Annotated in this window: 17 protein-coding genes and 1 pseudogene; 10 read left to right on the top strand and 8 right to left on the bottom strand. The window is 33.7% G+C overall.

What is annotated here, in order from left to right:
• Position 1: 1 nt before the first annotated feature.
• Positions 2-1,405 carry a glycoside hydrolase family 28 protein gene (locus tag OL225_RS10630; RefSeq protein ID WP_264518227.1) on the bottom strand — a complete coding sequence of 468 codons (1,404 nt, stop codon included), beginning with the start codon at positions 1,403-1,405 and terminating at the stop codon, positions 2-4.
• Positions 1,406-1,649: 244 nt separating this feature from the next.
• Here OL225_RS10630 and OL225_RS22060 point away from each other — a divergent pair.
• Together OL225_RS22060 and OL225_RS10625 are read left to right on the top strand one after the other, a co-directional pair.
• Positions 1,650-1,850: pseudogene (locus tag OL225_RS22060) on the top strand (transposase); the annotation flags it as partial.
• 48 nt (positions 1,851-1,898) lie between these two features.
• Entirely contained in the window at positions 1,899-2,252 is a 354-nt protein-coding gene (locus OL225_RS10625; protein WP_264518226.1) for an IS3 family transposase, read from the top strand.
• A gap of 172 nt (positions 2,253-2,424) precedes the next feature.
• On the opposite strand, the gene OL225_RS10620 is transcribed toward OL225_RS10625, so the two are convergent.
• The 3 genes from OL225_RS10620 to OL225_RS10610 are packed head-to-tail and all read right to left on the bottom strand — an operon-like array spanning position 2,425 to position 6,083.
• The gene (locus tag OL225_RS10620) at positions 2,425-4,704 is read right to left on the bottom strand and encodes a TonB-dependent receptor domain-containing protein (RefSeq protein WP_264518225.1); all 2,280 of its coding nucleotides are present in this window, start codon (positions 4,702-4,704) and stop codon (positions 2,425-2,427) included.
• The gene (locus tag OL225_RS10615) at positions 4,691-5,101 is read right to left on the bottom strand and encodes a MauE/DoxX family redox-associated membrane protein (RefSeq protein ID WP_264518224.1); all 411 of its coding nucleotides are present in this window, start codon (positions 5,099-5,101) and stop codon (positions 4,691-4,693) included. The genes OL225_RS10620 and OL225_RS10615 overlap by 14 nt, the downstream gene beginning before the upstream one ends.
• A complete protein-coding gene (locus tag OL225_RS10610) occupies positions 5,088-6,083 on the bottom strand; it encodes a hypothetical protein (protein ID WP_264518223.1) in 996 nt (331 codons plus the stop codon). The genes OL225_RS10615 and OL225_RS10610 overlap by 14 nt, the downstream gene beginning before the upstream one ends.
• A gap of 739 nt (positions 6,084-6,822) precedes the next feature.
• On the opposite strand from OL225_RS10610, the gene OL225_RS10605 reads away from it, so the two are divergent.
• The 6 genes from OL225_RS10605 (at position 6,823) to OL225_RS10580 (ending at position 10,282) form a co-directional block, all read left to right on the top strand.
• Complete coding sequence (locus OL225_RS10605; RefSeq protein WP_264518222.1) at positions 6,823-7,413, top strand: JAB domain-containing protein; 591 nt, start codon at positions 6,823-6,825, stop codon at positions 7,411-7,413.
• Positions 7,392-7,565, top strand: coding sequence for a helix-turn-helix domain-containing protein (locus tag OL225_RS10600; protein WP_264518221.1), 174 nt, complete (start codon positions 7,392-7,394; stop codon positions 7,563-7,565). The genes OL225_RS10605 and OL225_RS10600 overlap by 22 nt, the downstream gene beginning before the upstream one ends.
• Before the next feature lie 65 nt (positions 7,566-7,630).
• Positions 7,631-8,482: an RteC domain-containing protein gene (locus OL225_RS10595; RefSeq protein WP_264518220.1), complete on the top strand. Its 852-nt coding sequence runs from the start codon at positions 7,631-7,633 to the stop codon at positions 8,480-8,482.
• Between the two features lie 111 nt (positions 8,483-8,593).
• Positions 8,594-8,890, top strand: a complete 297-nt coding sequence (locus OL225_RS10590; RefSeq protein WP_264518219.1) for a helix-turn-helix domain-containing protein — start codon at positions 8,594-8,596, stop codon at positions 8,888-8,890.
• Between the two features lie 131 nt (positions 8,891-9,021).
• Entirely contained in the window at positions 9,022-9,273 is a 252-nt protein-coding gene (locus OL225_RS10585; protein WP_264518218.1) for a hypothetical protein, read from the top strand.
• Positions 9,274-9,979: 706 nt separating this feature from the next.
• Entirely contained in the window at positions 9,980-10,282 is a 303-nt protein-coding gene (locus tag OL225_RS10580; protein WP_264518217.1) for a hypothetical protein, read from the top strand.
• Positions 10,283-10,481: 199 nt separating this feature from the next.
• On the opposite strand, the gene OL225_RS10575 is transcribed toward OL225_RS10580, so the two are convergent.
• From OL225_RS10575 to OL225_RS10560, 4 genes are read right to left on the bottom strand one after another with little or no spacing between them, the layout of a single operon-like run.
• The gene (locus tag OL225_RS10575) at positions 10,482-11,015 is read right to left on the bottom strand and encodes a hypothetical protein (protein WP_264518216.1); all 534 of its coding nucleotides are present in this window, start codon (positions 11,013-11,015) and stop codon (positions 10,482-10,484) included.
• A gap of 25 nt (positions 11,016-11,040) precedes the next feature.
• A complete protein-coding gene (locus OL225_RS10570; protein WP_120231216.1) occupies positions 11,041-11,715 on the bottom strand; it encodes a DUF6973 domain-containing protein in 675 nt (224 codons plus the stop codon).
• 24 nt (positions 11,716-11,739) lie between these two features.
• Positions 11,740-12,939, bottom strand: a complete 1,200-nt coding sequence (locus OL225_RS10565; protein WP_264518215.1) for a LicD family protein — start codon at positions 12,937-12,939, stop codon at positions 11,740-11,742.
• The gene (locus tag OL225_RS10560; protein ID WP_264518214.1) at positions 12,923-13,624 is read right to left on the bottom strand and encodes a 2-C-methyl-D-erythritol 4-phosphate cytidylyltransferase; all 702 of its coding nucleotides are present in this window, start codon (positions 13,622-13,624) and stop codon (positions 12,923-12,925) included. Before OL225_RS10560 ends, OL225_RS10565 begins: the two co-directional genes overlap by 17 nt.
• Before the next feature lie 136 nt (positions 13,625-13,760).
• On the opposite strand from OL225_RS10560, the gene OL225_RS10555 reads away from it, so the two are divergent.
• Positions 13,761-15,977 (top strand): peptidase domain-containing ABC transporter, encoded by a 2,217-nt coding sequence (locus OL225_RS10555; RefSeq protein WP_264518213.1) that lies wholly within the window; start codon positions 13,761-13,763, stop codon positions 15,975-15,977.
• Complete coding sequence (locus OL225_RS10550) at positions 15,937-17,229, top strand: HlyD family efflux transporter periplasmic adaptor subunit (protein ID WP_264518212.1); 1,293 nt, start codon at positions 15,937-15,939, stop codon at positions 17,227-17,229. Before OL225_RS10555 ends, OL225_RS10550 begins: the two co-directional genes overlap by 41 nt.
• The last annotated feature ends 369 nt before the right edge of the window (positions 17,230-17,598 follow it).

The raw sequence follows: 17,598 nt of genomic DNA, 5'->3' as shown, positions 1-17,598 counted from the left end.
TTTATTTATTTAAATCAGTTAGTGGATCTCCGTTAACAGTTACGTTTTTCAAGGTGACATTCTTTAAGAAATCAACTTTATAAGGAATTTCAACACCGTTAATTTTAGCATTCACCATCGTAAAATCTGTTACCGGAGAAGATTCGTAGGCATCAGAAAGGACGGCATATTTTCCACCTTTTTCAACAGTTAGGTTTTCCACCCAAATGTTTCTGATCGTAGGGATGAAGTTGCCTGGTTTTTCATAGTGCATATTGAAACGCACTGCAGCTTCTTTATAAGCGCCTACTTTTGTATTGTAGAAGAATACATTTTCGATAATTCCGCCCCGGCTTGAGCTTGTTTTAATACGAAGTGCCCTGTCAAGGTTTTTACTATCCATCACATTTTCTATGGCGTAAATATTTTTTGCTCCGCCTGCAATTTCGCTTCCGATCACTACGCCGCCGTGTCCGTCTTTCATTTCACAGTTTTCGATGATGTGATTTTCTGCCGGTTTCCCCATACCTCTTCCGTCTTCATCTCTTCCAGATTTTATGGCAATGCAATCGTCTCCCGTATCGAAATATGAATCTTTAATCCACACATTTTTACAGGCTTCAGGATCAAAGCCATCATTATTAGGACCGTGGCTGATTACTTTTACTCTTTCAATCAAAACATTTTCACACAATACAGGATTAAGGTTCCACATCGGAGAATTTTTCACAAAAACATCTGCCATATAGAAATTTTTACTCTTGTAAGGCTGAACGAAATTAGGCCTTAAATAATATCCATCACCGAATATTCTTTCTCTCGGATCTTGCTTTTGAGCCATGTATTCATGCAGTTTTGCGCGGGCAGGATTTTGTCTTCCGGGGCGGGATTCGTTCCAACCGTATTTTTTTGCACCACACCAAAACCACCAATGGTCGTTATCAGAGTTTCCATCCAATGTTCCTTTTCCTGTTATAGCTATATTTTCTTCTTCGTAGGCATAGATTAACGACGAGTAATTCATACATTCCATTCCTTCCCATCGTGTGAAAACAATAGGGTAGTCGTTGCTGTCCTGGCTAAACAGGATCGTTGCACCTTCACTAACATGCAGATTCACATTGCTTTTTAAGTAAATAGCTCCTGTCAAAAAGATACCTTTTGGAACAACAACTCTCCCTCCGCCTTCTGCATTGCATTTTTCGATGGCTTTTTTAAAGGCTTCCGTATTTTTTGTTTTTCCGTCACCATAAGCACCAAAATCAGTAATGAGATAATCTTTTTTTCTGAAGATGGGCTTTACAATTTCTTTTTTTAATCTATTGATTTCCTGTAAAGGCTGTTCAGAGGAAGTCCAGGGTCTGTATTGCCCCGAAACGGAAGCTGATATGATTAATGCGAAAAGTATTAAAGCGTATTTTTTCATAATGTCAGAAAGATATTAGTTTAAGAAAGAACATCAATATTAAAAATCTCTTTCTTTATCGCAATCTAAAACAATTATGATTAAGAATTATCCTGCACTGTCTGTATAAAATTAATGGAATTAAATACTTGAATGTACTAAAATAAAAAAATAAAGTATCACTTATCAGTCAGTATCTTCCCTGGAGTTGCTAACTTTGTTAGGACACACTATTTATACTCTTTAACTTTAAGAGTATGAAAAGATCAGAAAAAATTACAGTTTAGAGTTTAAGATTGGGCCGGTATCTTTAAGTGAGCAGCGAGGCAATGTATCCTCGGTAGCCGAAGAATTGTGGATCTGTAAAGAAAGTCTAGTCAATTGGCGAAAACTTCACAAAGAAGGTAAACTTAGCAAGGAAAAACAAATATCCTCTGATCCGATAAGGGAAGAGTTATTGAGACTTCGCAAGGAACTAGAAGAAACAAAGCTTGAACGTGACATCTTAAAAAAGGTGGTAGGCATCTTCTCCAAGAGAGACGATCATGATAGCTTGATTTTCCATTCAGACAGTGGGATACAGTATGCGTGTACAGAATTTATATCAATAGTCGGAAGAAACATTACCCGAAGCATGAGCGGAAAAGGAAACTGTTATGATAATGCTGTAGCGGACAGCTTTTTCAAAACTCTGAAGACTGAGCTTGCCTATCAAAATAAATATGAAACTAGAGATCATGCTAAAAACTCTGTGTTCGAATATATAGAAACATTTTACAACACTCACAGAAGACATTCGGCTTTAGGAAATTTAACCATAAAAGAGTATCAAAATTTAATGTCTAATCAATCTAAAAATATAGCATAAAGAGTATATAAATTTTGTCTCAAAAATAGTTGCAAGTTCAATAGCGAAGTTATACAAATCATAAAACTTTAGGTACCATGAAAACACAGAAGAACTAGTGAGTTGAGATTCAATATGTTAAAAATCCCTTGATATTAATTACCAAGGGATTTTTAGTCTTATAGTTTAAAGTTTATTCTGTCCTATTTCTTTCATAGGTTGTATTTTTACTTGGTTTGGTTTTCGCTTTTCCTATTTTATATGAAAAGCCTACTGTTAAGTACCGATTGTCCGTGTAGTTATTTATTGTATTATCATAGCCATTATAGTAATACATTCCCTTATCTCTTTGTTGTCTAAACAAGTCACTAAAAGTTAAATTGAATTGCATTTGTTTCTGTAAAAGTAAAATCTTTACACCTCCAGCTAAATTTGCTACATTTCCAAGATAAGAGTTAATGGAATTAGTCGGCAGACTATGGAGATAAGACAGGTTTAGGAAAACAGTCTTAGACTTATTGAGATAATAATTATTATCAATATAATAATAAAAAATAACTCCATTTCTAGGAACGAATGCATCATTTAGAATATTTACTTTTGAATAGGAAATATTGGTCATAATACTTGATTCCAGATTCTTAATTTTATTGAAGCTATATCTTATATTGATACCAGTGGTGGTAAGGTTGAAGAAGTTTTCAAAATAATCAACCTGATTATCACCATCAAGTTTAGTAATGTTACTAAACATATTCCTGTTTTCAGTTCTAAATAGTAATATGTTAAGATTCTTCAATGAATAGTTTAATTCTAAACTGTTGGTGAAGAATGATTGTAAATTTGGATTGCCGGTTTGATAATAATTATCAGAATAATAGACCCTAAAAGGATCTAAGTATCTAAAATTAGGTCTATTCACTCTTCTTGAATAAGAAAACGAAATTCTACTGTTCTTGCCTAAATCGTAGTCAGCAAAAATGGACGGAAAAAAACTATTTTTATTTGTCTTGTTAGTGTTCTGTGTTATTACATTAAAGAATTCATTCTGATAGTTTTCATATCTTAATCCTGCTTTTAAAGTGATTTTCTCAGATAATTTTCCAGATGCCGAGAAATACATGGCATAGATTGATTCTTCGAAGTTTGTATTTCTATAGCTCTGGTTGAAAAAATAATTTTGTTCATTTTTTACAAAGGTGGCCTTTGCACCTGTCAACAATTCAATCTTATTTTTTAAAGGGAGTGTAAAATCTATTTGTGGAGATAAGATGCGATAATTAAATTCATTATTATTGTTTACAAGATCACTATTTGAGCTTTGTAAGATGTCATTATTGTTAAAAAAAGAGGTTGCTGAAATTTCGACTTTCTTACCAAGTGAATCCAATTTATATGTTCCATATAAGTTGATGGTTGTATTAAAGGCCTTTTTTTTATTGTCAATAGTTGATTGGTTGTTGCCAGAATTATAAAATAGGTTTGTACTATTATTTTCAACAGTTATATCACGCAAATCAAAGTCCAGACCAACTTCCAGTTTCTTTGAAATGGCATAGTTCATTCCTGTATAAAAACTTAAGCCAGAGTTTTGATTATTCTGTTCAATGTCTGATTCATTGAATCTTTTTCCATTTTTTTGTATAAGAGAGTAACTTGTATTAATTCTTCGTTGATCTGTATAATTTAGTCTTGATGTTATTTGAAGTGAATTCTTATTGTAGGATAAGTTCAAACCATTTAAAAATCCTTCACCTTTTCTTTTAGTGTAAGATGATGAGTATCCAATACTGAACAGATTACTAAGATCCTTTTTGGTTATGATATTGATGACACCAACAGAACCTTCTGCATCAAAATTAGAAGAAGGGTTTGTAATCACTTCAATTTTTGATATTGAATTTGATGGTATTGTTTTTAAATAATTAATCAAATCCGTTCCTTCTATGTAAGTTCTTTTATTATTTATTAATAGCAATAGCTTACCTCTGTTAAGAATATTGATTCCTTGTTCACTGACTTGGACCATGGGTACTTTTGAAAGGACTTCAACGGCATCAAACCCATTGGAATACATGCTTTCATTGACATTGAAAATTATTTTGTCCAATTTTCTTTCAATTACCTTATTGTTTTTTTCGACTACGATTTCGGCAATATGGTAAGAGTGTCCATTTAGCATAACATTTTTTATTGTCTTTTCATGTACAATATCAATAGGTTCCGAATAAAGTAAGCTTTTATTACTAAAGATTTTCAGATAGTAATTTCCAGTCTTGATATTATTAATATTATAATAACCCATTTTGTCGGCATTGACCGTATAATTATCAGATTTGTTAGTAATAGATACTTTAATATCCTTTAATTGGCTTTTATCATCTTTTGAAACTATTCCCGAAATAGATTGAGCATTTAAAAAGGCTGTAGAAGTAAGGAAAAATAAGGATATAGGTAAGTTATTTATCTTCATATTTAATTATAGCATAAATATTAATTGTGATAAAGAATACATTCACAGAAACATGCAGCCAATAAGGCATTGAGTTGAATATTCCTCCGCATGAGCATCCGTCATATAAAGAAAAGTTGTTTACAGCAATTAAGTAAATTGTAAAAGATACCATTAGAAAGAGAGAGAAGTATAATCCTTTAATGAACTTATTTGGGATTAATAAAGCAATTGCAATGATTTCAGATAGGGGAATCAAGTATAGTAAAATTTCCTTATAATTATAAATTAGTTTTGATTTACTAAGTGTTTGTTCAAAAATATCTCTATCAACTATTTTATGATAACAAGTATAAACATAGAGTAGGATGAGGAGATATCTTATTATTTCAATTGGTGTTATTCTATTTGATTTCATAGATATTTAATTTGTCTTTCCCTAAGAGGTATAGTTGGTTTTCTCGTACGGTGATTTCTCTTGGACGTATTGTCTTATCTTCTATGTGATAACTATATAAATATTTCTTTTTCTCAATATCATAAACGTCAATGTAATATTTATCTTTTGTATCCCAAACACCTGATTCGTTGGTTAAAATGTATAGATTTTCATTTGATATATCTGCATAAATATTTGGATATAGATTATTAGGATCTACCATTAGCTCACCATTTTTCATCTTGGTAAGATTGAACTCTTTTTGTTGAGATATTAGTTTTAATTTATCAATGAAGTGAAAGTTAGAATCGAAGAAAAATACCTCATTTGCAGCATAAGGTATAAGGGCAATTTTATCACCAACCTGTTTAAGCACTCCATCGTATAATACTCCGGTGTTTTTGCTGAAGTTGTCAAAGGCTTTATTCTGAATTTGTTTTAGGTTGCCATTAGTTAAATTATACTCATAAAACTTCATAATCAGGTCACTACCCCAGGAAGTAAATAGAAAAAAATCATTTGTTAATACTCCTCTGGCAATTGGAATATTTAGTTGATGTGTCTTTTTTAGAGTCCCGTTATTGTAAAATATTAGAAGTTGTTTTTTAGCATTATTTACTACAAGGAATTCGTTCTCATCTGTTCTAAAATAATTTCCAATTATTAAGTTGTTATTTAGAGATGTATATTTTTCAATTTTACTTTTGTCTTTATTAAATTGATAAATGTTTCCTTGGTTTTCTTTAGTCCAAGAGATAAAAAATAATGAATCATTCACTATCTTTAAGATATCATATTGGTTTCCCAACTCTTGTTGCTTTATCGTTTGGATTGATTTTTTTAGAATTCTTTCAGTATCAAGTTTAACCTTAGTCTTATTAGTAATTGATGTGAATAAAAAGACTGTAATAATTATTACGGATACAACCAATATTGATAGTATATTTTTTAGCTTTTTCATATCTAAAAAGAGGCTTTTTCCTAGATTGAAAAAAGCCTCTCATTTTCTTTAAGAGTTATTAAAAGTGCATTACTCCAGGACTTGAAGCACATACACGGCTTCCTCCACCACATCCACCATCACCTGGTTCCATTGTGTCTTCATCTTTAAAACTTGATGCTAGTCCCATAACTCCTAGTACACCTAGGATAAAAAGAATTCTTCTCATGATTATTGTTATATTTAAATTATTAAACAGGTCAAAGATATGCCTATTTATGGTACTTAGCAAGTGTTTTTGCTTGTGTTAAATCTGCTGTTGGTGAATAAATAATAGTAAATTTTTATTTTTTTTGTGGTATCAATATATTATTTTAAGATGAAGTGTGTTTTTTGTCTTAATAATTGTATATGAGTTAATTTAATTTATTTTAAAAATATTTTCAAATCATGCGCAGAAGGCTTTAAACACTGGTGTTTGGACCAATATTTTACAATTTAATCACTATTTTATTCTTTTGTTTTGCTTTTTTATTGCTAAAAAATAAATTTAGATGGTATGTTTGTCAAGACATGGTCTTGGAAAAATAATTAAAAAACCTTCATCATTATTTTGCATAATAAACCGGTAAAAAGGCAACCAAGTTGTAACGGTCAGCCTTCCTAGTCCCTGCCAAAAGACTACAGCATAAACGGTTTCCTCCCTAAAGGTGCCCTCCATTTATTCCGTTTCCTTTTGTCTTTCACTTTACCCGTAACAATGATCTGCTTTCTTTTTTCCGGTTTTTCTTTTGAAAAATATCAGCAAGGCGAGAGCCTTAATAGGAAGAGGGAATTAATTACTAAGCAGGTACGGGAAAATAAAGGCTCCGCCGTACACGGAGCAAAACAAATGAAGTTTAATATTATCAACGAAATTAAATTAACCTATTCAAGGGAGGGAAATGCTGAAAAATTAATAACTAATTCAAATGATGCCGTTGAGGTGTTCAGAGCACATTTTGATAGTGGTGAAATTGATTATAGGGAATCATTTTATGCACTGTATTTGAATCATGCCCATAAGGTTCTGGGAATAAAAAGAATTTCTGAATCAGGAATTTCCTCAACTTTGGTAGACATTAGAATTATTATGCAGGCCGCGCTTTTATGTAATGCATCATCTCTTATTGTTGCGCATAATCATCCATCAGGAAATTTAAAACCATCATGCGAAGACGTAAAAATGACCAATAAAATAAAGGATGCATCTGAGTTTTTAAATATACAACTGCTTGACCATTGTATTTTAACTTCTACGGAATATCTATCATTTGCTGATGAAGGATTATGTATGCCAAAGAAATGCTGACCAATGATCCTCTTTGGCGAAAATATGCTATTGATGATATTTCCAGAGAATGCGGTTTCTCCAATAGATCAAATTTTTCAAAATTGTTTCTGGAAATGACTGCGATGAGCCCTGTTGAATTTGCCCGGAAAATCGAACAGGGGGTTGAATAATAAGTTGATAATATAAGGGTTAAAGAGATGGCTGATTTATTTTTTGTACTTTTTATGTAAAAAATATGGAAACCCAGTTGTTTTTTAAAAAGTGTGAGAAATTACTAGCCCTGCTGGATAAAAAATTGGATAGGATTGAGTTTGAAAATAGTGTAGACAGGATAGGATGCTGCGAAAAATCTCTGATGGAAATTGATATTGCGATTAGAGATATAAAATCAATGGTAGTTGTCCTCGAGTTTTCAGCAGCAGGAGATGAAATCTATTTCTTTAAAGAACTCAAGCCTCTTTTTATTTCCCGATTTATTTATTATTCAAGACTGTTATCCATTGAGGCGGCAAAACCGAATGCAGGACAATTAAGTATTAAAGAGTACTATCATTGTGAACTGGAGGTGATAAAAGATTTTTATCAGGAGCATATTGACTTTTATGAGTATTACAGGAGAAAAGCGGCATTTCTGGATCACAAATATTTTGTCCGCAGCCAATTTGACCTTAAAACAAAGCTTGAATCGGGATTGTATAACTATGATGAAAAGTTCGCCACTTCCCATGACCATTTAGTTGCCCAGATTCTGGCTAACGACCGACTGGAAAAATATCTTTTGAAATCTATAAGCGATGCCGAAGGATATGTTTTTGAAAAGATAAATGATCAGTCTCCATTGGATTGGTCTTCTTCAAAGTCCGGATTGGTTGAACTTTTATATGCCCTTCATCAAACACGTTGCTTTAACGGTGGAAATATTGAATTCAGTGAGGTAATACGCTTTACTGAAAGATCGCTGAATGTCAGTTTGGGGAATTTTTACAAAACCCTCCATGAAATCAAGAACCGTAAAATAAACAGAACCAAATTTCTTCAGCTTTTAAATGATAATCTAAATCAGGCATTTTTGGATTCAGACCGCTGAATTTGGCTTCTATTATTTTTTAGCATAAAATCTTTCGGTAGTTACGAATTCCTACCGAAGGAATTTCTATGTAAAGCCTAAACTTTGTTCTACTCATAAAAAACAAATATCATGAATATTGACAGAATAGAATTTATGGCTTGGATGGGGAGAATTATGACTCGTTTTGATATCCTTCATGAAAAAATAAGCACAAAACAAAATGAACTGTCTTCTATTGATGGTGAGCAGTTACTGGATAACCAGGACGTACTTCAGATGCTTAAAATCAGTTCACGGTCATTACAGCGTTACCGGTCAGACAAAAAACTACCTTATTACACGATAAGCGGTAAATTATATTATAAGCTTTCCGATGTGCATCAGCTGATCAGAAACAGTTTTAATAAATCTTCCGGATATTATTAGGATAGTCTGTAATATATATAACATTGATTTGATATCGACATTTTATGGCATCTTGCTGCCACATTCAATAGCCTATAGTGTCTGTGAAAATATTTGCGAAAACCGATTAAATAATCTTAAAAAACGATAATATGAAAAAAAATAAGATTTTAATCTCTACATATACAGAGGATATACAAATGAGTGATTTTTGTTCAGTATATTTTGATACCCCAGATGAAGCTTTGTCATTCCTACATTTATTCTATGAAAGTTTATCTAGTGAACGAGCAATGGTTATTAAACTAGGTTATGAGGATCCACTAATTTATCAATATACAGATGGTTTCCCATTTGAAGAAGTAGAAATTGAATTGAAAAATAGACCTTCAGAATATTTTTAGTGTGGGAAACTTTTCTCTTACAGCTGGAAATACTTATCGATTGGAAGCCTCCTTTTTTAACAGTTATAATATCACAAATTAATATGCAGCGTTTTCTTACCAATGGTATAATGAGACAGATAATATATCAGCCTCTACCCAAAATGTTCCAAGAACAACTGTATTTCAAAATAATTACAATGACTTTACCGGGATTCAGCCATATTTGCTGGCATTTATAACACCAAATAAAAATATTCAGGTTATCTATATGCTTTCGTAAGGTAGAAGGGAGTAATCAAACCGATACGTTGAAGAATAGTTATATGCAGGTACAACAGATTAATCCCTGTGCTGATTAATAATATTTTCAGCCTTATTAACAATTACGAAGACTCATGCGGTTTTATATCTATTTATTTTTAGAAAGATCTGGCAGGCTGTTTGATAGTATATCTATAAAACACAGATAATGAGATTAAAATGATGGAATACAAAACCATAAAAGGTATAATCACCTGTAACCTGTCAATGGTGGAGAAGCCCTTCCTATTAGGCTCTAAAAGATACTCAAATCCTTCTTTATAAAAACAAAAACCTCAATTGAACTTGAAATTTTTTGATGTGAAGATGTAAATAAATATAAGCTCAAGTAGCTATTAGAATATTTGAAATGAATATACACTTCTTTTAAGAAGATACTATAAACAAAATTTTGGAAATAAATATGTATTTGAAAGTCAAAAATAAGCTGAAAAATTATAATCTTATAGGGAAAAAGAGAAATGAAGTACGCTACGCTATGGAAGGGGGGCCTGATCATTATACAAAAGAAATTTGGTGCTATGTATTGGAGAATTCGTGGCTTAAGAAAACCCTGCTGTTTATTGAGTTTGAAGAAGAGAAAGCATCGCATTTGTCTTCAAGGGTGATGTATATAAACCCTTTGTCAAAATCAACTTCAACATATATAGATAGACAGTTTTTAAATAAAGTGCATATAAAAAATATGGAAGTAATCGATAAATGATGGATCTGAAAATCGATCAATTGACTTTCTTTCTCTTGATATGCAATGTGAGTTGTTAAAGAAAGGCTTCTGCTTCACCAGAATTAATTAAAGATCAACACTAGATGGATTAATGTTACAAGACGGAATGAATCATTAAAAAAGGCTGTCCAAAGACAGCCTAATAAAACAAAAAGAATGTGAGTAAATTGTTGTGGTTCTAACTCTTCACCCTTATTCCAAGACCAAATTTTGGGTTGCTCGTCTTTTGACCTTTTGCATCATGATAATAAATTTGATAGGTTTCAAAAACAGCTTTCTCCTTTGGAATTTTTGCATATGCATTATCTCCAGAGTTGTTAACCAGCTTCAGAAAATCATATGCCTTGATTGATTGGGCAGAGTCAAATGTCTGTTTATCAACAGAAGGCTTCTGAAGAATATAATGGACAACAGTATTGCCTTTTAAAAATAACAGCATCGCTGTATTATCACTTTCCCAACTGTAGTCGTAGTTTTGTGGAATTTTAATGCTAAGTGCTTGCTCAGTCATTTCTTTAGGGTTTATTGCCATTTGTACGACTAATGTATCCCAGTCGAAACAATTTACTTCATCTCGAACGTTTATTATTTCACCTACTTTATTATTGGTATTAATTTTAGGAGAAAGTTTTTGTTCAAGCTTTGTTAAGCATTCCGTGTTGGTCTGTGCATGGCAGGAAAATGTAAGAGATGCTAATAGTATTAGAATCAAAAAATTTAGCCTTTTTATTCTCATTTTATGGATGGGTTTGTATTTGTCCGCTTGCTACTGCTGCATTAAAGTCATTGATAAACTGTTGCATGTTGTTATCAGGATTTCCGTGCTGTGAAAACCAATTGAACCCCCAATCATTATTATGCAGATCCATTGTATTATCGTTTCCTGGATTTACGGTTTCATGCAGGGTGTGAAATTCTTTAGCCTTATCCAACCCGATATCTGCGGCATCCATTGCTGACCACATCGCATGTCTTAATGCATCATAGACATTGTCAACCTGTCCTTTTCCATATTGAGCTGCCAAGGCTGCGTTATGGCGCATCTTATCACGATCTGCTCCTGATGTATTTAAAAGTAGCCACAGGACTTCTCTGGCTGTAGGAGTTTCTAGAATTCCATCTGCCTCACTTGGATTGCTACCATCTGGATCACCACCTCCATCGGGAGGAAACGGGTCATCGCCATCACCCCCATAAGGAGGATCATCGTCATCCCATGTTGGAGGATTACCATCATCGTTCCCGCCAGGATCATTTCCTCCGCCATCATCTCCTCCAGGGACAGTAATAATGACTTCCGGAATTTCATGCTCGCTCTGTCCGCCTTCAAGACCTCCCTTGAATGCGTACAATTCATTTTCTGTCAACAGTTCCAATGTACTGTTGAGCTCGAGTACTTTCGAGTTTCTCATGTATTTAAATTTTAAAAAAGGTTATTAGTTTTGGTTCATAAGCCGGCCCTTGCCGTCAGTCTGGATAGGGGCAATAATACTATCAATGCAGTTTTCTTTTTTGCGGTGAGACCATGAGAAAACTTTAATATATTTGTCCCAGTTTTTATACATTTTTTGTAGAATTGATTCATGATTATGGGGAACAAGGATAGGAGCCTTATAAAGTTCATAAGCCTTTCCCGGAAAGTAATCGGCCATTGGTACCTCATACCCGTCTGAAGTCATATATGAACTTTCTTCTTTGTGAAAAAGCAACCAGATGTCCACAAATGGAAATGTGTAATCATAACCTTCCTTGTATTCACCATCTTTATAGAAAAATTTGTAATACTCAGATCCTGTTTTATGCCAGATACGCTTTGTATATTTGATGATATTGTCATTTTCCACTGCACGCAGTAGAAGCTGAATTTCATTCTCATCTATGCATAAGTCTATATCATCATCCCATGGCATAATATCATCATGTCTTATGATCCCCAGAAGCGTTCCTGCATGAGCAAAAAGACTCAAATTGAGTTCCTTTGCTTTTTCACCCAGGTATTTGAGTATTTCTACTGCCTGCTCCTTATGTCTTTCTTCCCATAGATTAATCTTTTTTATTTTCTCAATAAAAAACGCTCCTCTGCTTTTGTAGATAGGGCAGTTTTCCTCATCATAGTCAAACCAGCCGGTGTCAATCACAAGTGTTTTTAAAGAGTTGTTAAAAGAACACTCCAGTATTTCTTCATCGATTGGCTGTTTAATACTTTTTAAGCAGTCCATCGATGTGATTTTTTCTCCATTGATAACGTAGATATAACTGCCCCAATAATAGCCCAGTCTGCTGGGGAATATCTCGTTTCTGGAGATGGTATTCCCTTGCAATTTATTATATGGAATGATTAAATCCCATTCATTTGGAAGTGAATCGATGTCTTTACGCAGTTCTTCATATTTATGCTTAAGTTTAACATCATTTTCAATAATAATGCAGGGTATTGTTATGTCATTCTTTAAAATATACTCCCAAATAAAAATGTGGGCTGCGTAATTCTGAATGTCTGTCGGAGATATCTCAAATCCATATTTATTTTTGTGGAAATTTTGATCATTGGATAATACCGTTATATTGGAACTGATTTCAACTGTCTCATTGCCGGCAGTGGAGTATATGGCTCCTTCTTTAATTTGAAATATCATGTATTAGTTTTGTTTTTTGTAAGGCTTTTGCAGTAAGGTAATCGATGGGTAGTGTTATTTTTATGTTTTCCTCATTGCCTTCAATAAGTTTTATACTATGTCCGTGATGTTCAACTACTGTAGCATCATCAAAAAAAAATGATTGATAAGGGGTCTGATAAGCTCTTTTTATAATTTCAGACTTGAAGACCTGGGGTGTTTGAACAACCTTAAAATCGCTGCGGTTCATGCTCTGGTTATTGTCACCATCTGTCATTCTTATAGTAGGAATCATGGCTATAACGGGAACAACAGCATCATGTTTAATTACCTCTGAGAAAGCGCTTTCAATTACCGTTTCGCTTACGAATGGTCTGACACCATCGTGAATTCCGATATAGCATTCATGATCGGTAATGGTGTCAATTGCATTCTTTACAGAGTGAAACCTTTCCCTGCCTCCGATAACAATTTTAATGGACTTGAGATAATAGTATTGCTGGCATAAATCATCCCAAATTTCCAAATGAGAGTTATTAAGAACCAGGATTATGTCAAAAATAAGAGTGGGATGGTTTAAGAAGGTATCGATGGTATGGATTAGAATTGGTTTACCATCAAGGGGAAGGAACTGCTTTGCGTTTTCAGCGCCCATTCTGTTACCCTCACCAGCTGCTACAATTATAATATATTTCTTCGTTCTCATCAACCGTTTCATTTACTGATGTCAAAACTAGAACATAAAAATTGCACGGGTGTGAATGGATTGTGAACATTCTATTAATTGTTGAGTTACGGTTTTTTTTATATTCTTAGAGGTTATTATTTTGCAAAAAAAACTAATGATCAAAAGCTTTCCGCACGAAAGGCAGTATGATAAAATGGATTGTGGTCCAACATGTCTGAGGATAATAGCCAAACATTACGGAAGATATTATTCGTTACAATTTCTGAGGGATTTATGCAGCATAACAAAGGAAGGAGTCTCTCTTGCTGACCTTATATATGCCTGCGAAAAAATCGGAATCAAGTCTCATGCAGTGCGTTGTACTTTTCTGGAATTAAAATCACAGGTTCATCTACCCGCAATTCTTCACTGGGGTGAAAGTCATTTTGTGGTTATCTATCGAATTAAAGGAGATAAGATTTATATATCGGATCCGGCAAGGGGGAAGGTAGTATATCAACTGGTTGAATTTCAAAGCAAATGGAAAAAAAACAATGAAAAAGGGATTGCGCTTTTAATTGAACCTGCCCATAATTTTAAAACTGTCCATATTGAAGAAGTCATTGAGCAGAAGAATACGCTGTTCGATTTCCTCAGGTATTTTTCAAACTACAAAAAAATACTGTTTTTATTACTTTTAGTAATGACTATAATTACGGGACTGAATTTATTTCTGCCGTTTATCTCCAGATCTGTAATCGATATCGGAGTGAACAAAAGGGATTTACAGTTTATTAAGATGATCTTGATCGCTAATCTGGCGCTTATTATCTGTTCTTTTTTTTCAACGATTATACGGGACTGGATCATCCTGCAGGTTTCAAACAGAGTAAGTGTTAATATTATATCAGATTATCTATCGAAGCTTTTAAAACTGCCTTTCAGTTTTTTTGAGAATAAACATCCGGGAGATATCCTGCAGCGAGCCCATGACCATGAAAGAATAAGAAGTTTTATCATGGGGAATTCTTTGAATATTATTTTTTCCCTTTTATCATTTTCTGCTTTCATTTTTGTTCTTGTGATTTACAGCATTCCGGTTTTCCTTATTTTCATAGCGGGTACTGCAATTTATCTTACCTATATATTTCTTTTTTTTAAAGCTCGGAAACAGGTTGATATGAATTATTTTGCTTTAATGGGTAAGGACCAGGGATTCTGGATTGAAACGATTAATAACATTCAGGAAATTAAGATCAATAACTATGAAGTTTCCAGAAAATTGAAATGGGACGAAATACAAGCCAAAATCTTTAAACAGAATCTGCAGATGCAATCCATTACGAATAGGCAGAACGTGGGAGCGCAGGTTATTGATAATCTTAAAAATGTATCAATTACTTTTTATTGTGCAGTGCTGGTGATTAATGCTAAAATGACCCTTGGAGAGCTTTTATCCATTCAAATGATACTGGGAATGTTGAATGGTCCCATTCAGCAACTGGTTCAGTTTTTTCTGGGTTTCCAGATGGCGAAATTAAGCTTTAGCCGAATTCGCGAGATCAAGAGTTTGCCCGAAGAAGATAATTATGAAAATAACAGCTTTACGCTGCCTTCCTCGGGAACCTTAAAGTTTTCAAATGTGTACTTTCAGTATTCTGCTCGCCAGCCATACGTATTACAGAATCTAAACTTTGTTGTCCCAGAAGGAAAGACTACTGCTTTTGTGGGAGACAGCGGTAGTGGTAAATCTACAATACTAAAGCTTTTGCTGCGATTGTATGAGCCTTCTGCCGGTGATATTACAGTGGGTGAGATGAATTATAAAAATATAAGCATTTCTAACTGGAGAGATCAGTGTGGAAGTGTTTTCCAGAACGGTAAGATATTTAATGATACTGTATTAAATAATATTGTCCTCAATACAAATAATATTGATTATAAACTGCTAAAAGATGTCGTTGCTATTGCCAATATGACACAAGAGATTGAGAACATGCCTTTGGGATACAAAACGAAAATCGGTGAAAATGGAAGGGGAATAAGTGGCGGACAAAAGCAGAGAATCCTTATCGCAAGAGCTTTATACCGAAATCCGAAATATATCTTTCTGGATGAGGCGACCAATGCACTTGACTCAATCAATGAAAAAAATATTGTTCATTCCCTTTCCGGGGTATTCGTTAATAAAACGGTTGTAATTGTTGCCCATCGTTTAAGTACCATTATGAATGCAGATCAGATTATCGTAATGAAAGACGGTAGGATTATAGAAAGAGGAAATCACATGACCCTTATGAATCAAAAGGGACATTATTATAAGCTTTTTGAAAGTCAAATAAATGTTTTAAATGGAGCCGAGAAATTACATACAGAGACCACCACAGCCTAATTCGGAAGAAATTACTTTTCTAGTTTCACGAATACCGAGTAATGTTAGTATACGGATTTTTGTTCTGATCAGTTTACTTCTATTAGTACTTATCATCGCCTTATTTGCGATAAAATATCCAGATTCTTATAAAGGATCTGTCACGATCGTTGCAGATAATCCATCCATATCTCTTGTGGCCAATCATCAGGGACCGGTAGTTATTTTGAAAAAAGATCACGATGCTGTTAATAAAGGCGATATTGTAGCTTATATTGAAAATGAAGCATCTTTTCAGGAAATGTTAGCGCTGGAAAAAACAATGCTAAATTTTAATGCGGATACAGATTTTGCTTCATTTTACCATTCCCTTCCTAAAATTGTTCATGTTGGTGAGATCAATAACAACTATTTTACTTTCCTTAATGCCTTACAGCAATATGTTCTTTTTTCTAAGAACGACCTTTATGACAAACAGCAAAAGCTGTTAGACAATCTTGCAAGTAAACAGGAGAAGCAGCTGTACTTACAGAAAGATAGGGTTAAACTGATCAACAAGAATGATAAATTGGGGTACAATAAGCTTACAAGAGATTCCCTACTTAGAGATGCCCAGATAATTAGCCAGCAGCAATTTGAAGATACAGAGCAAAACTATCTCAGCGCGCTACAATACAATAATACGACTAAACAGGAGATTCATAAACTGGACCAGGAAATTCTGAGTACAAAAAATAAAAGCACAGAGGCACGGATCCTGAAAACGGAAAAAGAGGAAAAACTTATCTCCGACTTGTACAATAGCTATAATGACCTAATTAATAAAATTAGGGCTTGGAAAAGAGCTTTTTTGATTATTGCTCCCGTTGGTGGAAAGGTGCAATTTTTAAGCTTTCTGAAAAATAATCAATATATAAATCATCAGGATCCCATCTTTGCGATTGTTCCAGCATCCAATAAAGTCAATGGCCAGATGCTTATCTCAGATTTCGGATTGGGTAAAATTAAACAAAGCCAGGATGTACTGATAAGACTCAACAATTTTCCTCATGAAGAATACGGAGTCATAAAAGCCAAGGTGATAAAAGTTTCATTTTTGGGAAATACTGTCAAAACGGTAAACGGTGATGAAAAGAAGTATATGGTTGATTTGGCGATCACAGCTGCGGGTGATATGATTCTTTCTGATGGAGTAGTTGGAGAAGGAGAAATTTTGACTGATAACAAAAGACTTTATGAAAGGGTTCTGGAAAAAGTTATTCTGAACTTCTAATGATGATAAATGATTAAAATGAATCTGCCATCAGTTTGTACAATATTCTATTAATGATTAATCAATTTCTATGAATTCATCATGTATGGTATGGCAGAAGATATTCCTTTTAGGCAAGTAGAAAATAGAACCTATCCCTTGCTTGCCCATTATCTGAGTTTCAGGAAATACTCAATCGGTATGTGGCCTTATGGTGACTTGATAGATCCGGCCACTGAGTCCCCACTACCTGTTCATCTCTACAATCATCCTTCTTTAAAGTAATTAAAATGTTATGTGTCAAGAGTACATAATCGTCTCAAATCCTCTAGCAGAGAGTTCGAGTTTTGTACCAGTGAGGTCACTTGTAAAATGGATTGCTCAATGAAG

Origin of the sequence: Chryseobacterium viscerum (genome assembly GCF_025949665.1) — a bacterium.
GTDB classification, from domain to species: Bacteria; Bacteroidota; Bacteroidia; order Flavobacteriales; family Weeksellaceae; genus Chryseobacterium; species Chryseobacterium viscerum_A.
This window is presented reverse-complemented; position numbering and strand designations above follow the sequence as displayed.

Excerpts from the sequence above, each read along its gene's own strand:
- OL225_RS10630 (WP_264518227.1), bottom strand. The coding sequence starts at position 1,405 with ATGAAAAAATACGCTTTAATACTTTTCGCATTAATCATATCAGCTTCC.
- OL225_RS10620 (WP_264518225.1), bottom strand. The coding sequence starts at position 4,704 with ATGAAGATAAATAACTTACCTATATCCTTATTTTTCCTTACTTCTACA.
- OL225_RS10615 (WP_264518224.1), bottom strand. The coding sequence starts at position 5,101 with ATGAAATCAAATAGAATAACACCAATTGAAATAATAAGATATCTCCTC.
- OL225_RS10610 (WP_264518223.1), bottom strand. The coding sequence starts at position 6,083 with ATGAAAAAGCTAAAAAATATACTATCAATATTGGTTGTATCCGTAATA.
- OL225_RS10605 (WP_264518222.1), top strand. The coding sequence starts at position 6,823 with ATGATCTGCTTTCTTTTTTCCGGTTTTTCTTTTGAAAAATATCAGCAA.
- OL225_RS10600 (WP_264518221.1), top strand. The coding sequence starts at position 7,392 with ATGTATGCCAAAGAAATGCTGACCAATGATCCTCTTTGGCGAAAATAT.
- OL225_RS10595 (WP_264518220.1), top strand. The coding sequence starts at position 7,631 with ATGGAAACCCAGTTGTTTTTTAAAAAGTGTGAGAAATTACTAGCCCTG.
- OL225_RS10590 (WP_264518219.1), top strand. The coding sequence starts at position 8,594 with ATGAATATTGACAGAATAGAATTTATGGCTTGGATGGGGAGAATTATG.
- OL225_RS10585 (WP_264518218.1), top strand. The coding sequence starts at position 9,022 with ATGAAAAAAAATAAGATTTTAATCTCTACATATACAGAGGATATACAA.
- OL225_RS10580 (WP_264518217.1), top strand. The coding sequence starts at position 9,980 with ATGTATTTGAAAGTCAAAAATAAGCTGAAAAATTATAATCTTATAGGG.
- OL225_RS10570 (WP_120231216.1), bottom strand. The coding sequence starts at position 11,715 with ATGAGAAACTCGAAAGTACTCGAGCTCAACAGTACATTGGAACTGTTG.
- OL225_RS10565 (WP_264518215.1), bottom strand. The coding sequence starts at position 12,939 with ATGATATTTCAAATTAAAGAAGGAGCCATATACTCCACTGCCGGCAAT.
- OL225_RS10560 (WP_264518214.1), bottom strand. The coding sequence starts at position 13,624 with ATGAGAACGAAGAAATATATTATAATTGTAGCAGCTGGTGAGGGTAAC.
- OL225_RS10555 (WP_264518213.1), top strand. The coding sequence starts at position 13,761 with ATGATCAAAAGCTTTCCGCACGAAAGGCAGTATGATAAAATGGATTGT.
- OL225_RS10550 (WP_264518212.1), top strand. The coding sequence starts at position 15,937 with ATGGAGCCGAGAAATTACATACAGAGACCACCACAGCCTAATTCGGAA.